Raw genomic sequence first — 14,322 nt, 5'->3', positions numbered from 1 at the left:
TCGCAGCGCTCAGATGTCCAGGAAGCGGACGTCCTTGGCGTTGCGCTGGATGAATCCGCGCCGCGCCTCCACGTCTTCGCCCATCAGCACGGAGAAGATCTCGTCGGCCGCGGCCGCGTCGTCGATGGTCACCTGGCGGAGGGTCCGCGTCTGCGGGTCCATCGTGGTCTCCCACAGCTCCTTGGCGTTCATCTCGCCGAGACCCTTGTAGCGCTGCACGCCGTTGTCCTTCGGGATGCGCTTGCCGGCCGCGAGGCCGTCGGCCATCAGGGCGTCGCGCTCCCGGTCGCTGTAGACGTACTCGTGCGGCGAGTTCGACCACTTGAGGCGGTACAGGGGCGGCTGCGCGAGGTACACGAAGCCGGCCTCGATGAGCCCGCGCATGTACCGGAAGAGGAGGGTCAGCAGCAGCGTCGTGATGTGCTGGCCGTCGACGTCGGCATCCGCCATCAGGACGATCTTGTGATACCGGGCCTTCTCGACGTTGAAGTCCTCGCCGATGCCGGTCCCGAACGCGGAGATCATCGCCTGGATCTCGGCGTTGCCGAGGGCGCGGTCCAGGCGCGCCTTCTCCACGTTGAGGATCTTGCCGCGGAGGGACAGGATCGCCTGCCGCTCGGGGTCGCGGCCGGAGACGGCGGAGCCGCCGGCGGAGTCACCCTCGACGAGGAAGATCTCGCTGATCGACGGGTCCTTGCTCGTGCAGTCCTTGAGCTTGTCGGGCATGGATGCCGACTCGAAGACGCTCTTGCGCCGTGCCGTCTCGCGGGCCTTGCGGGCCGCCATCCGCGCCGTCGCGGCGTCGATGGCCTTCATGATGACGCGCTTGGCCTGCGCCGGGTTGCGGTCGAGCCAGTCGGTGAGCTGATCGCCCACGACCTTCTGGACGAACGCCTTCGCCTCGGTGTTGCCGAGCTTCGTCTTGGTCTGCCCCTCGAACTGCGGCTCGGAGAGCTTCACCGAGATGACCGCGGTGAGTCCCTCGCGGATGTCCTCGCCCGTGAGGTTGTCGTCCTTCTCCTTGAGCATGCCCTTCTCGCGGGCGTACTTGTTGATGTTCACGGTCATCGCGGCACGGAAGCCCTCTTCGTGGGTGCCGCCCTCGTGCGTGTTGATCGTGTTCGCGAACGTGAAGACGTTCTCGGTGTAGCTCGTCGTCCACTGCATGGCGAGCTCGAGGGAGATGTGCCGGACGGTGTCCTCGGCCTCGACCTCGATGATCTCGTCGTTGACGACGTCGGCCTTGCGCACCTTGTTGAGGTACTCGACGTAGTCGACGAGGCCGCGCTCGTAGAGGAAGTCGTCGTGCTTCTGCACGGTCTGCGCCGTACCGTCCTCGCCGTCGACGATGTACGAGGAGTCGGGCCGCTCGTCGCGCAGGGTGATGCGGAGGCCCTTGTTGAGGAACGCCGTCTGCTGGAAGCGCGTGCGCAGGGTGTCGTAGTCGAACGACACCGTCTCGAAGATCGTGTCGTCGGGCCAGAACGTGATGGTCGTGCCGGTCTCGTCGGTCTCCTCCGCCATGGCGAGGGGAGCCTCGGGCACACCGCCGTCGCGGTAGGTCTGCCGCCAGGCGTGGCCCTGCCGCTTGACCTCGACGTCGAGGCGCGTGGAGAGGGCGTTGACGACGGAGGATCCGACGCCGTGCAGACCGCCGGAGACGGCGTAGCCGCCGCCGCCGAACTTTCCCCCGGCGTGCAGCACGGTGAGCACGACCTCGACGGTGGACTTGCCCTCCGCCTTGTGCATGTCGACGGGGATGCCGCGGCCGTTGTCGACGACGCGCAGAGCGCCGTCTTCGAGGATCGTGACGTGGATCGTGTCGCAGTATCCGGCGAGGGCCTCGTCGACGGAGTTGTCGACGATCTCGTAGACGAGGTGGTGCAGGCCCCGCTCGCCCGTCGATCCGATGTACATGCCGGGGCGCTTGCGCACCGCTTCGAGCCCCTCGAGCACCTGGATCTCATCGGCCCCGTACTCGGCCGGAACCTTCGCGGCCGGCTGCGGGGGGAGATCCTCGGGAACGCTGTCGGGGGTTTCAGACGTCATATGTTTCGAGCGCTCCACATCGTTCTTGCAGTGTGGTCCCAGTCTATCGTGAAACGCCTGCCGAGCTGGGCGAGAACGGCCCTGTGGCGCGTTGAAACCTCCTCAGAGGTCGCAGGACGTGGTTCAGCCGTAGGTATCGCGAGGACCGCGCCCTGGAACGGCTCTGGGGCCCCATTTCCAGGAGGGGACGTCCGGGCCCACGAAACGGAGGTTCTGCACACCGGCGTCCGGGAAGCGCGCCATGATCTCGGTGAGGATGACCCCGCGCATGAGGTGGAGGTTCTTCGCCCAGGCCGTGGAATCGCACTGGACGGTCAGCACGCCGTCGCCGAGGGCGACCGGATGCGCATGCCGCGCGGTCTCGGCACCGGCCACTTCCTCCCACTGCAGCACGAGGTCCTCCCGTGCGAGCGCCGGGTCCCAGCCGGCTTGCCGGGTGAGGTCGGCCAGCAGGTCGCCGACGCCCTTCGGGTCGCGTCCCGGGGCGAACGGGAGGTTCTCGTCGTCATCGCGCTTGCGCCGTCGGCGCTTCTTCGCCATCGACGGCTCGAGACCGCGCAGGCGCAGGTACGTCGCGATCGTCTCCGGGATGCCGTCGGCGTCAGACATCGGCTGCCTCGCTGATCGTGCCGGCCTCGACGCGCACGGTGCGGGCGCGGAGCGCGGCCGGCACGTCCTCCTCGACGGCGGCCGTGACGATGACCTGCTCGAAGTCGGCGACGACGCCCGCCAGACGCGACCGGCGGTCGGCATCCAGCTCGGCGAAGACGTCGTCGAGGATGAGCACGGGGTCGCCCAGGCGCGACTGCTCGCGCAGGAGCCGCGCCGAGGCGAGACGCAGCGCGAGGGCCACCGACCAGGACTCGCCGTGCGACGCGTAGCCCTTGACGGGGAGTCCACGCACCCGCATGAGCAGGTCGTCCCGGTGCGGTCCGACGAGCGTCATCCCGCGCTCGAGCTCGGCGGGGCGCTTGGCGGCGAGGGCCTGCCGGAAGAGCGACTCGATCCCCGCGGCGTGGGCGACCGTCGCGGACGCGTCGCCGTCCTCCGGATCGGCACCGCTCACGGTCAGCGCCCACTCCAGCTCGGGCCGGTGATCGGCGCCGGCGATCGCGGTGTACGCCTCGGCGACCGGAACCGCGAGGTCGGCGGCGAGGGCGAGCCGCGCCCGGATCACCTCGGTGCCGAGTTGGACGAGCTTGTCGTCCCACACCTCCAGGGTCGACAGCGCGTCACCCCGGATGCCGCGCGCCCGCGCCGATTTCAGCAGCGCCGTTCGCTGCTTGAGCACCCGGTCGTAGTCCGCGAGCACACCGGCCATGCGGGGGGCGCGCTGGATGAGGAGCTGATCGGCGAAACGGCGGCGCGAGGTCGGGTCGCCGCGGACGATCTGCAGGTCCTCGGGCGCGAAGAGCACGACCTGCGCATACCGGGGCAGCTCCGCCGTGCGGGTCGGTGCCCCGTTCACGCGAGCCTTGTTGGAGCCGGTCCGGTTCAGCTGGACCTCGAGCAGGATGCGGCGATCGCCGTGTGCGAGCCGGGCCCGCACGATCGCGGCGTCCGCCCCGTGCCGGACCATGGGGGCGTCCTGCGACACGCGGTGCGAGCCGAGCGTCGCGAAGAACGCGATCGCCTCCGCGAGATTCGTCTTGCCCTGACCGTTGCGGCCGACGAAGACGTTGGCACCGGCCGCCAGCGTCACGTCGGCTGCCGCATAGTTGCGGAAGTCGACGAGGCTGAGCTGCTCCACGATCACCAGATCACCCTAATCCGCGCCCCTGACCTCGCCGTGTGCGCCGAGGACCGGCGACGTCGGGGTTCAGCGGAGCAGGAGATTGGGCTGCAGGAGGTACTTGAAGCTCTCCGGGCCGCCCGAGGTCTGCGGCGTCACGAGGACGGGGCTCAGCTTGTTGGCGTTCTCGCTCGACGTGAACGTGATCCGCGTGAACTCGCTCTTGACGGCGCCGAGCGCTTCGAGCAGGTACTGCGGGTTCAGGCCCAGCGTGACGTCCTCGCCGGTGAGCGTCGCGTCGACGGACTCGGTGGCGCGGGCCTGCTCGGTGCCGGAGGCATCCATCGAGACGCCCTCCTCGGAGAACGTGAACCGCAGCGGCGCCGACCGGTCGAGCACGAGTGCAACACGGCGGACGGCCTCGACGAGCTCGGCGGTGTTGACCACCGCGTAGTGATCGGTCTGCTCGGGGAACAGGCGCCGGACCGGCGGGAAGTTCCCCTTGATCAGCAGCGACGTGACGGTCTTGTTGCCCGCGGTGAAGGCGATGATCTCGCGGTCGCCGGAGCCGGAGAACGATACCCTGATGTCGCCGGAGTGCGCGAACGTCTTGCCGACCTCGGTGAGGGTGCGGGCCGGCACGAGCGCCGTCGTGGAGTCTTCATCGCCCACCGTGCCGCCGTCCCACGGGATGTCGCGGAGTGCGACGCGGTAGCGGTCGGTCGCCACGAGGCTGAGCTGCGTGCCGGCGACCTCGAGCTGCACGCCGGTGAGGACGGGGGTGACGTCGTCGCGCGACGCGGCGAAGGCCACCTGCGCGATCGCGGTCGCGAAGTCATCGGCGGGCACAAGACCGGAGTCGCCGGACACCTCGGGGATCGCGGGGTATTCCTGCACCGGCATCGAGGCGAGGGTGAAACGTGCGGGACCGCACGTGAGCACGATGCCGCCGTCTTCGGCCACGGAGATCTCGATCGGCGCATTCGGCAGGCGGCTCGCGATCTCGGACAGCAGTCGGCCGTGGACGAGGATCGTGCCGGGCTCGTCGACGGTCGCCTCGATCGTCGTGCGGGCGGATGCTTCGTAGTCGAAAGCGGCGAGCGACAGACCGTCTTCGGATGCCTCGATGAGCACACCGGCGAGGATCGGCTGCGGGTTGCGCTGCGGAAGGAGCTTCACAACGAACGACACGGCCTCGCTGAACACATCGCGATTCACGTGGAACTTCACTGGCGCTCCCTTGACGTCGAGTAGGGCCTTCCCATGCTAGTGCCCTCGCTCCCGGCGTTGTGCGCCACGACGGCCTGGGCCCCGCTCCGGCCCGTTCGCCCTTGAGGTGATCGGATCGGGATTTCGAAGAGGGAGAGAGATGTCATGGTGTTAACCGCTGTGGAAACTGTGGATAACTCGGCCGATCCCGCTGAACGAGCCGAAACCACATCGGTGTAACTTGTGGGCCGGCTGCGGAATCCGCGTGTTCTCCGGTGAAGCCGTCGTCCGGGCGTCGAACCTGTCATCCACAGGAATCCGTGATCCGCTCACAATCATCCGGATCGGACGAGGAGTTATCCACAGGCTTTCCACACTGTGCAGAACGTCATGATGGACACCCGCGCGACGGGTGTCAAGCGCGGGTGAGGGAATATATCGGCCGATGGCGGACCGAGGCGGGTCAGCGGCCGACGCGACCGAGCTGCGTCGTGATCTCGGACACCTGGTTGTAGATCGAGCGCCGCTCCTTCATGAGCTCGCTGATCTTCTTGTACGCGTACATGACGGTGGTGTGATCACGGTTGCCGAAGAGCTGCCCGATCTTCGGCAACGACAGGCTCGTGCGCTCCCGGCACAGGTACATCGCGATCTGACGGGCCGTCGCGACGGCCTGGGAGCGGCTGGAGCCGTAGAGGTCGTCGACGGAGAGACGGAAGTACTGCGCCGTCGCGGTGATGATGTCGGTCGGCGAGATCACGTTGGCATCGTCATGGTCGACGATGTCGCGCAGCACCGTCTGGGCCAGCGAGATGTCGAGCGACGAGCGGTTGAGGCTCGCGAAGGCCGAGACGCGGATGAGGGCGCCCTCGAGTTCGCGGATGTTGGAGGAGACCTTCGTCGCGATGTACTCGAGGACCTCGTCGGGCACGAGGAGCCGTTCGCTCTGCGCCTTCTTGCGGAGGATCGCGATGCGGGTCTCGAGGTCGGGCGCCTGGACGTCGGTGATGAGACCCCACTCGAACCGGCTGCGCATGCGGTCTTCGAAGCCGGTGAGCTGCCGCGGCGGCACGTCGCTCGTGATCACGACCTGCTTGTCGTGGTCGTGGAGCGTGTTGAACGTGTGGAAGAACGCCTCCTGCGTCTCCTGACGACCCTGCAGGAACTGGATGTCGTCGATGAGCAGGATGTCGACATCCCGGTAGCGCGCCTGGAAGGCGGAGCCGCGGTTGTTGGCGATCGAGTTGATGAAGTCGTTCGTGAACTCTTCGCTGGAGACGTAGCGGACGCGGATGCCGGTGTACAGGCTCAGCGCGTAGTCGCCGATGGCATGCAGGAGATGGGTCTTGCCGAGGCCGGAGTCGCCGTAGATGAACAGCGGGTTGTAGGCCTTCGCCGGCGCCTCGGCCACGGCGACCGCGGCCGCGTGGGCGAAGCGGTTGGACTGGCCGATGACGAAGTTGTCGAACGTGTACTTCGGGTTGAGGCGGGTGTCGTTGCGCGTGGCGGGTGCCGCCTGCTCGGCATAATCCTCGGCGGCGGGGCGCGGGATCACCGGCTGCGTCGCGGACTGCACGGGCACGGGGGCCGTGAGGTGCGCGTCGGCGAGCTCCGGATTCACCACGACGCGGAAGGCCGAGGCGGAAGGCTCGGCATGCACGTGGGCGAGGGCCTCCATGATGGGGGCGCGCAGTCGCTTGTTCAGCTGTGCGGCGGTGAGGTCGTTCGGCACGTCGAGATAGAGCGTGCCGCTCATGACCCCCTGCGCGACGGCGAGATTCAGGAATCCCTGCAGCTGCGGCGTGACGCGGTCGTCATCGGCGAGCACATCCAGCACAGCCGTCCAGACCGGGACGTCCGGAAGATCGTGCGAAGACATGTCCCCCCAAGGGTAGAAAGCGCGGGTGACAGTCGATCGGATACGCTGTCCACACCTGTGGATAAGTGCCCGAGCCACGCTAGTCACCGCGTCGTGCGGAGCCAAATCCACTGTAGATCCGGTCCGCGTGTCGTCGCCAGGATGTCTGGGAGGTCGGTGGATAATGACACGTTTCCGCGGACCCGGTTTGGGTAATCCGGCATGTCGACGTATTCTTAGTCGGTTGACTTATGCCCTCGCGGGCAGTCCCCTGTACCTGTGTCCCCGGTCTAGAGCGTTCGGGTGACGAGCCGATCCGGAGTGATCTCATGAGCAAGCGCACGTTCCAGCCCAACAACCGCCGCCGCGCCAAGAAGCACGGCTTCCGCGCCCGCATGCACACGCGTGCCGGTCGCGCGATCCTCTCGGCTCGTCGCGCCAAGGGGCGCACCGAGCTCTCGGCCTGACCTGACCCGGTGCTGGCGCGCGGGAACCGCATCACCCGCGGGGCGGAGTACAAGGCCGTCGTCCGCAGGGGTGCCCGCTGCGCCGCCGCGCACACGGTGACCTACGTGGTCACGACCTCCGAGGCTCGTTCGGCGCGCTTCGGCTTCATCGTCAGCAAGCAGGTCGGATCCGCGGTCGTCCGCAACACCGTGCGGCGCCGGCTCAAAGCCGTGTGCGCCGATGCGCTCGACGACGTCCGCGACGGCACGGACGTCGTCATCCGCGCCCTGCCCGGTGCGGCGACTGCCGAATACGGCGAGCTCCGCGACGAAGTGGCCCGCTGCCTCAGCCGGAAAGCCGCGGCGTGAGTTCCGCGACGCTGCCGGCGTCGGCGACGGGCGACGCGCACTTCTCGGCATCCGACATCCTCACCGCCGTTCCCCTCCTTCCCCGCAACGCGGTCCTCGCGGTGCTGCACGCCTATCGCGCGACCATCTCGCACGCGTACGGCGACGTCTGCAAGTACTACCCCTCGTGCTCGGCCTACGCCGTCGGCGCGGTCCAGCAGCACGGTGCCGTCAAGGGCGCGGCGCTGGCCGCCGCCCGCATCGCGCGCTGCCACCCCTGGGCACAGGGCGGCATCGACGATGTACGCCCGCGCGAGGGATTCCGACACCACCTGACTCCGCACGGATTCGTCGTGCCCCCCAGAAAGGACTGATCCGTGCTGGATCTTCTCTTCGCCGCCGCCGCCACCCCGACGCCCGACGCGTCCGCGGGCGGCTTCGACCTCTTCAGTACGATCCTCTGGCCGCTGAAGTGGCTCGTCGAACTGATCCTCGTCGCCTGGCACGCGATCTTCACCTTCTTCGGCCTCGGCACCAACGACGGCATCACGTGGGTGCTGTCGATCGTCGGCCTCGTCCTCGTCGTCCGCTCGGCTCTGATCCCGCTGTTCGTCAAGCAGATCAAGAGTCAGCGAAAGATGATGGAAATCGCCCCTGAACTGCGGAAAGTTCAGGACAAGTACCGCGGTAAGAAGGATCAGCTCTCTCGCGAGGCGATGAGCCGCGAGACCATGGCGCTGTACAAGAAGCACGGCACGACCCCGGTGTCGGGGTGTCTCCCCCTGCTCGTGCAGATGCCGATCTTCCTCTCCCTCTTCTACACGCTCAGCGACGTCAAGAAGCACGCCGAGGCCGGTCTCGGCGGCGTGGGGTTGCTCAACCCCGAGTTGACCCTCGAGTTCTACGACGCCAAGCTCTTCGGCGTCGCTCCCCTGCACACGAGCCTCATGGAAGCCATCCAGCTCCAGCCGGCCGGCTGGGAGGCCACGGTCACGATCCTCGTGATCCTCGTGATCCTCATGATCGGGTCGCAGTTCATGACCCAGCTGCAGATCATCTCGAAGAACCTGTCGCCGGAGGCCAAGACCGGCCAGGCGTACCAGATGCAGAAGATCATGCTCTACGTCCTGCCGCTGGCGTTCATCTTCTCCGGTGTCTTCTTCCCGCTCGGCGTCGTCATCTACTGGTTCATCTCGAACCTGTGGACGATGGGTCAGCAGTTCCTCGTCATCCGCAACATGCCCACGCCCGGCTCGGAGGCGGCGAAGGCCCGCGAGGAGCGGCTGGCCCGCAAGGGGAAGGCGCTCGACTCCCAGGGCAAGATCGTTCCCATCGAGAAGTACGAGGCCGAGCAGCAGCGTCTCTACGAAGAGGCGCAGCGCGCGAAGGAGCAGGCGCCCAAGCGTCAGCAGCCCGTCGGCAAGCAGCGCGCGAAGAAGCAAGGCAACAAGCCCAAGCCCCAGAACCCGCCCGTCGACCACTGACATCGACCACTGACATCGATCAAGGACCGTCAATGACCACCTCTCCCGAATCGACCGAGCAGCGCCACAGCACGAGCGTCGAGCACCTCGAGCAGGAAGGCGACATCGCCGCCGACTACCTCGAGGCCCTGCTCGACATCGCCGACATCGACGGCGACCTGGCGCTGGATGTGCGCGGCGACCGCGCCTACGTCTCGGTGGAGAACGACGTCGAGGGATCGCTCGACCTCCTCTCCGACCCCGACACCGTGCAGGCGCTCCAGGAGCTGACCCGCATCGCCGTCCAGACGAAGACCGGACGCTTCTCGCGGCTTATCCTCGACATCGGCGGATCGCGCGACACGCGTCAGAAGCAGCTCGAGAAGCTCGTGGACCGCGCCATCGCACGTCTGGATGACGGTGCGTCGCAGGCATCGCTGCCCGCCATGTCGAGCTACGAGCGCAAGCTCGTGCACGACATCGTGGCGGAGCGCGGGTTCGTGTCGGAGTCGTACGGTGAGGCCGCCGACCGGCACACCGTCATCCGCCGCGCGTGATGTTTCACGTGAAACAGTGACGGTGGAGATCGAGCGGGAACCCGCCGGCGTCGACGCCCTGTTCGGCGCCCGCGCGGATCTGGCGCGCCGGTTCACGGCGGCGCTGGGTGCCCACGGCGAGGAGCGCGGTCTCATCGGACCGCTGGAACCGCCGCGCCTGTGGTCCCGGCACATCCTCAACAGCGCGGTCGCCGCGCCGCTGTTCGCGGCGGGATCCCGGGTGGGCGACATCGGCTCCGGTGCCGGCCTCCCCGGCCTCGTGCTCGCTATCGCCCGACCCGATGTGCGGTGGGTGCTCATCGAGCCGATGGAGCGCCGCGTCGCATGGCTCGACGAGCAGGTCGCGGACCTGGGGCTGGACAACGTCGAGGTCGTGCGTGCGCGCGGCGAGGAGTGGCGTGAAGGCCCCGTCCTCGACGCCGTGACTGCTCGGGCCGTCAGTGCCTTTCGCACGCTCATCCCCCTCACTGCGCCGCTCGTCCGGGACGGCGGTGAGCTGATCCTCCTCAAGGGCGCCAACGCCGCCAACGAGATCACGGCAGCGGACAAGCAGATCCGCCGCTACAAGCTCTCCCATGTGCGTGTGGAGCCGGTCGGCGAGGGCGTCGTGGACGAGCCCACGCGGGTCATCCGCGCCAGCGTGCGCTGAGAGGCCCCGCACCGTTTCACGTGAAACATCCGGTCGCCGACGGGGCGAGCCGACCGCCCGACCCTCGCGCTGGATCGGGAGCGCCGGTCGCCCGTGTTTCACGTGAAACACTGACGCGCCGACACGGCGTCGGTGGCGTCCGCGCGCTCGACTACAGTGGGATGAGCCCCCGGTACGACAGGAGTTGCAGGTGCAGGAATCGGAGAACGCGACCTCTCCCGCACCCTTCTCCCTCGGCGACACCCCGCTGGCCCGCGAGATCGCCGACCTCTCGTCTCGGCGTCGGGCGCTGGAGAAGGTCACCCTCGAGTTCGGCGGACCGACGCGGGTCGTGACGGTCTCGAACCAGAAGGGCGGCGTCGGAAAGACGACGACGACCGTGAACATCGCCTCCGCGCTCGCGCTGGTGGGCGCACGAGTGCTTGTGATCGACCTCGATCCGCAGGGAAACGCCTCCACGGCGCTCGGTGTGCCGCACACGGCGGACATCCCGAGCGTCTACGACGTGCTCATCGACGAGTTCCCTCTCGCGGAGATCGTGCAGACGAGCCCGGAATCCCCGCTGCTGCTCTGCGCTCCGAGCACCATCCACCTGGCCGGCGCCGAGATCGAGCTCGTGTCGCAGGTCGCGCGGGAGCACCGGCTGCGCACCGCGCTGGAGGACTACCTCGCGGCGGCCCCCGAGCACATCGACTTCGTGCTCATCGACTGCCCGCCGTCGCTGGGACTGCTGACGATCAACGCGTTCACCGCGGCGAACGAGCTCATGATCCCGATCCAGTGCGAGTACTACGCGCTGGAGGGCCTGAGCCAGCTGCTCGGCAGCGTCCGCATGATCCAGAAGCACCTGAACCCCGCACTGCACCTCTCCACGATCCTGCTGACCATGTACGACGGCCGGACCCGGCTCGCACAGCAGGTCGCCGAGGAGGTGCGCAGCCATTTCCCCGCCGAGGTGCTCCGCACCGTCATCCCGCGCTCCGTGCGCGTGTCGGAGGCACCCAGCTTCGGCCAGACGGTGGTCGCGTACGACGGCCAGTCGGCCGGGGCGATCGCCTATCGCGAAGCCGCGGTGGAGATCGCACGACGAGGGCACACGCACGACGACGAGGAGAACAACTGATGGCGAAGCGAACCGGATTGGGGCGCGGCATCGGCGCGCTCATCCCCACCTCGGAGGCCAACGAGGCCGGTGCCGCGCGCCCGGTGGACGTCTTCTTCCCCGGTGCGTCGATCGAGCAGGCTTCTCCTGCGGAGGATGTCGCCGAGCTGATCGCGATCCCCGGCACCTCCTTCATCGAGGTGGACCCGCACGACATCGTCCCCAACCCCCGGCAGCCGCGCACCCACTTCGACGCCGACGATCTCGCCGAGCTCGTGCACAGTGTGCGGGAATTCGGCGTCCTGCAGCCGGTCGTCGTCCGGACGAACGAAGACGGCAAGTACGAGCTCATCATGGGCGAGCGCCGGACGCGCGCCGCGCGCGAGGCGGGGCTGACCGCCATCCCGGCGATCGTCCGCGACACGTCGGACGAGCACCTGCTGCGTGACGCGCTCCTGGAGAACCTGCACCGCTCCCAGCTGAACCCGCTCGAAGAGGCCTCGGCCTACCAGCAGCTCCTCGAGGACTTCGGGATCACGCAGGAGGAGCTCGCCGGCCGCATCGGCCGTTCCCGCCCGCAGATCAGCAACACGATCCGGCTGCTCAAGCTCCCCGTTCCCGTGCAGCAGCGCGTGGCGGCGGGTGTGCTGAGCGCCGGTCACGCCCGGGCCATCCTGTCGCTCGAGGATGAGACGGCGATGAGCCGCCTGGCCGACAAGATCGTGAACGAGGACCTGTCGGTGCGCGCCGCCGAGGCGGCCGCGAAGCTCCCGGATGCCGGGTCGACGCGCCGCGTGGCACCCAAGGCCGGTGCGCGCCGGGCGCACCTGGACGAGGTCGCGGAGCGGCTCGGCGACCGCCTGAACACGAAGGTCAAGATCAACCTGACCTCACGAAAAGGCCAGGTCATCATCGATTTCGCTACGATTCAGGATCTCAACCGCATCCTGTCCGAGATCGGCGACGACGGATTCGGCGCGCTCTGATCCACCTCGCAAACGGTCGTCGTAGGCTGGATGGGTGACCGATCGTCAGAACCTCCCGCGGCGTGCGAGCCTCGAGGTTCTGCGCGCGGAATCGGCGGACGAGCTGTCGGTGCTCGTCGAGGAGCGTGTGCGCGGCGGCGAGGACCCGTGGGACTTCATGGAGGATCTCCCGACGGTCGATGAGCTCGTCGTCCTGACGCTGCGGGCCGAGAACATCGCCGCCGACGGCGGCAATCGGCCGAGCGCGGCGCGCAACTACCGCGTGCTGCGACAGATCGCGCTCGACTACCCCGATCTGACCCGGGCCGTGTGGCGTCTGCTGGGCAGCGAGCCGCACCGCACGTGGGATGCGTCGGTGCGCGCGGAGGCCTCCTGAACGGCATCTGGGCATAGAAGAAGCCCCGGTCAGATGTGTATTCCGACCGGGGCTCCCGATGTCTTGCGTCAGGCGATGTACGCCGCGAGATCCTGCTCGAGCGCGAACTTCGGCTTGGCGCCGATGATCGTCTTCTCGACCTCGCCCTTGCTGAAGACCTTCATCGCGGGGATGGAGGTGATCTGGTACTCCATCGCGAGGTTCGGGTTCTCGTCGACGTTGAGCTTGAGGACCGTGATCTTCTCCGGGTGCTCGGTCGCGATCTCGTCGAGGATCGGGCCGACCATGCGACACGGTCCGCACCAGGCGGCCCAGAAGTCCACGAGGACCGGGCCCTCGGCGTCGATGACGTCCTGCTGCCAGGTGCTCTCGCTCGTGGCCTTGGCGGTCATATGTCTGTCTCCTTCGGAATCGACACGCGGTGTGTCCATCAGGGTGGAACGCGCGGGGCGCGCGGTTTGTTCCGGTCAGGCGACGCCCACGTCGGCGAGGCCGTCGATCTCCGCGACCTCCGTGGCCGGCAGGCCCGCATCGCCCCGTGCCGCGAGGTAGTGCTCGACGTCCAGGGCGGCCACGGTTCCGCTGCCCGCTGCCGTGACGGCCTGGCGGTACGTCGGGTCGATGACGTCGCCCGCCGCGAACACGCCGGGGACCGACGTGCGCGACGTGCGGCCGTCGACCCACACCGTCCCGTGCTCGGTCAGCTCGAGGCTCTGGTGCACGAGGTGCGTGCGCGGGTCGTAGCCGATCGCGACGAATACGCCCTGAAGCGGGAGTTCACGGGTGGATCCGTCGACGGTGTCCTGCAGGACGACGCCGGTCACGGCATCCTCACCGAGGATGTCGACGACCTCGCTGTTCCAGACGAACTCGATCTTCTCGTTCGCCATCGCGCGGTCCTGCATGATCTTGGAGGCGCGCAGCTCGCCGCGGCGGTGGATGACGTACACCTTCGATGCGAACTTCGTGAGGAACGTCGCCTCCTCCATCGCGGAGTCGCCGCCGCCCACGACGGCGATGACGCGTTCGCGGAAGAAGAACCCGTCGCAGGTGGCGCAGTAGGAGACGCCGCGACCGGACAGGCGGGACTCGCCCTCGATGCCGATCTTGCGGGGCGCGGAGCCGGTCGCGAAGACGAGGGACTCCGCCTCGTGGGTGGCACCGCTGCCGAGCGTGACCTTCTTGATGTCGCCGGAGATGTCGAGCTCGACGACGTCGTCGTAGAGGACCTCGGCGCCGAAGCGCTCGGCCTGCTCCTGCATCTTCGCCATCAGGTCGGGGCCCATGATGCCCTCGGGGAAGCCGGGGAAGTTCTCCACCTCGGTGGTGTTCATGAGCTCGCCGCCGGCCTCGACGGAGCTGGCGATCACAAGCGGTTCGAGGTTCGCGCGCGCCGCGTAGATGGCGGCGGTGTATCCCGCCGGTCCCGAGCCGATGATGATGACCTGCCGCACGGCGTTGCCCCTCTCAGATGCGGGGCGCCAACCGCCCCAGCGCATTCAACCCATGGTAAGCGCGGGGCATTCCCCACGGCGCCGCGACAGGCG

General features: G+C 68.1%; 16 protein-coding genes. 9 read left to right on the top strand and 7 right to left on the bottom strand.

The features are described 5' to 3' along the window. Positions 1 to 9: 9 nt before the first annotated feature. From gyrB to dnaA, 5 genes are all read right to left on the bottom strand, one after another. Positions 10 to 2,049, bottom strand: a complete 2,040-nt coding sequence (gene gyrB / locus MSA03_RS05105; protein ID WP_028496218.1) for a DNA topoisomerase (ATP-hydrolyzing) subunit B — start codon at positions 2,047 to 2,049, stop codon at positions 10 to 12. 123 nt (positions 2,050 to 2,172) lie between these two features. Beyond that, positions 2,173 to 2,658 carry a DciA family protein gene (locus MSA03_RS05100; protein WP_147049897.1) on the bottom strand — a complete coding sequence of 162 codons (486 nt, stop codon included), beginning with the start codon at positions 2,656 to 2,658 and terminating at the stop codon, positions 2,173 to 2,175. Continuing rightward, complete coding sequence (gene recF, locus MSA03_RS05095) at positions 2,651 to 3,805, bottom strand: DNA replication/repair protein RecF (protein WP_147049896.1); 1,155 nt, start codon at positions 3,803 to 3,805, stop codon at positions 2,651 to 2,653. Before recF ends, MSA03_RS05100 begins: the two co-directional genes overlap by 8 nt. 63 nt (positions 3,806 to 3,868) lie before the next feature. Continuing rightward, positions 3,869 to 5,011 (bottom strand): DNA polymerase III subunit beta, encoded by a 1,143-nt coding sequence (dnaN, locus tag MSA03_RS05090; protein ID WP_147049895.1) that lies wholly within the window; start codon positions 5,009 to 5,011, stop codon positions 3,869 to 3,871. A 442-nt stretch (positions 5,012 to 5,453) separates the two neighbouring features. Beyond that, the gene (dnaA, locus tag MSA03_RS05085; RefSeq protein WP_147049894.1) at positions 5,454 to 6,869 is read right to left on the bottom strand and encodes a chromosomal replication initiator protein DnaA; all 1,416 of its coding nucleotides are present in this window, start codon (positions 6,867 to 6,869) and stop codon (positions 5,454 to 5,456) included. 308 nt (positions 6,870 to 7,177) lie between these two features. Here dnaA and rpmH point away from each other — a divergent pair, with 308 nt between their 5' ends. The 9 genes from rpmH (at position 7,178) to MSA03_RS05040 (ending at position 12,775) form a co-directional block, all read left to right on the top strand. After that, positions 7,178 to 7,315: a 50S ribosomal protein L34 gene (gene rpmH / locus MSA03_RS05080; protein ID WP_026302947.1), complete on the top strand. Its 138-nt coding sequence runs from the start codon at positions 7,178 to 7,180 to the stop codon at positions 7,313 to 7,315. Between the two features lie 9 nt (positions 7,316 to 7,324). Then, complete coding sequence (gene rnpA, locus MSA03_RS05075) at positions 7,325 to 7,663, top strand: ribonuclease P protein component (protein WP_147049893.1); 339 nt, start codon at positions 7,325 to 7,327, stop codon at positions 7,661 to 7,663. Between the two features lie 11 nt (positions 7,664 to 7,674). After that, positions 7,675 to 8,016 carry a membrane protein insertion efficiency factor YidD gene (yidD, locus tag MSA03_RS05070; RefSeq protein WP_051526287.1) on the top strand — a complete coding sequence of 114 codons (342 nt, stop codon included), beginning with the start codon at positions 7,675 to 7,677 and terminating at the stop codon, positions 8,014 to 8,016. A gap of 6 nt (positions 8,017 to 8,022) precedes the next feature. Then, positions 8,023 to 9,126: a membrane protein insertase YidC gene (yidC, locus tag MSA03_RS05065; protein WP_028496225.1), complete on the top strand. Its 1,104-nt coding sequence runs from the start codon at positions 8,023 to 8,025 to the stop codon at positions 9,124 to 9,126. A gap of 32 nt (positions 9,127 to 9,158) precedes the next feature. Beyond that, positions 9,159 to 9,662 (top strand): Jag family protein, encoded by a 504-nt coding sequence (locus MSA03_RS05060; protein WP_028496226.1) that lies wholly within the window; start codon positions 9,159 to 9,161, stop codon positions 9,660 to 9,662. A 16-nt stretch (positions 9,663 to 9,678) separates the two neighbouring features. Further along, on the top strand, positions 9,679 to 10,311 hold the full coding sequence (gene rsmG / locus MSA03_RS05055) for a 16S rRNA (guanine(527)-N(7))-methyltransferase RsmG (protein ID WP_170245454.1): 633 nt from the start codon (positions 9,679 to 9,681) through the stop codon (positions 10,309 to 10,311). Positions 10,312 to 10,501: 190 nt separating this feature from the next. Further along, positions 10,502 to 11,434 carry a ParA family protein gene (locus tag MSA03_RS05050; protein ID WP_147049891.1) on the top strand — a complete coding sequence of 311 codons (933 nt, stop codon included), beginning with the start codon at positions 10,502 to 10,504 and terminating at the stop codon, positions 11,432 to 11,434. Continuing rightward, a complete protein-coding gene (locus MSA03_RS05045) occupies positions 11,434 to 12,399 on the top strand; it encodes a ParB/RepB/Spo0J family partition protein (RefSeq protein ID WP_028496229.1) in 966 nt (321 codons plus the stop codon). Before MSA03_RS05050 ends, MSA03_RS05045 begins: the two co-directional genes overlap by 1 nt. Positions 12,400 to 12,433: 34 nt before the next feature. Beyond that, positions 12,434 to 12,775 (top strand): hypothetical protein, encoded by a 342-nt coding sequence (locus MSA03_RS05040; protein ID WP_028496230.1) that lies wholly within the window; start codon positions 12,434 to 12,436, stop codon positions 12,773 to 12,775. 68 nt (positions 12,776 to 12,843) lie between these two features. On the opposite strand, the gene trxA is transcribed toward MSA03_RS05040, so the two are convergent. Further along, a complete protein-coding gene (trxA, locus tag MSA03_RS05035) occupies positions 12,844 to 13,167 on the bottom strand; it encodes a thioredoxin (RefSeq protein WP_028496231.1) in 324 nt (107 codons plus the stop codon). A gap of 75 nt (positions 13,168 to 13,242) precedes the next feature. Beyond that, complete coding sequence (gene trxB / locus MSA03_RS05030; protein ID WP_028496232.1) at positions 13,243 to 14,229, bottom strand: thioredoxin-disulfide reductase; 987 nt, start codon at positions 14,227 to 14,229, stop codon at positions 13,243 to 13,245. Positions 14,230 to 14,322 lie beyond the last annotated feature (93 nt).

It is taken from the genome of Microbacterium saccharophilum (genome assembly GCF_007992455.1).
In the GTDB taxonomy this organism is placed as follows: Bacteria; Actinomycetota; Actinomycetes; order Actinomycetales; family Microbacteriaceae; genus Microbacterium; species Microbacterium saccharophilum.
Note: the sequence above shows the minus strand (reverse complement) of the source record. Positions and strands in the feature narration are given on the sequence as shown.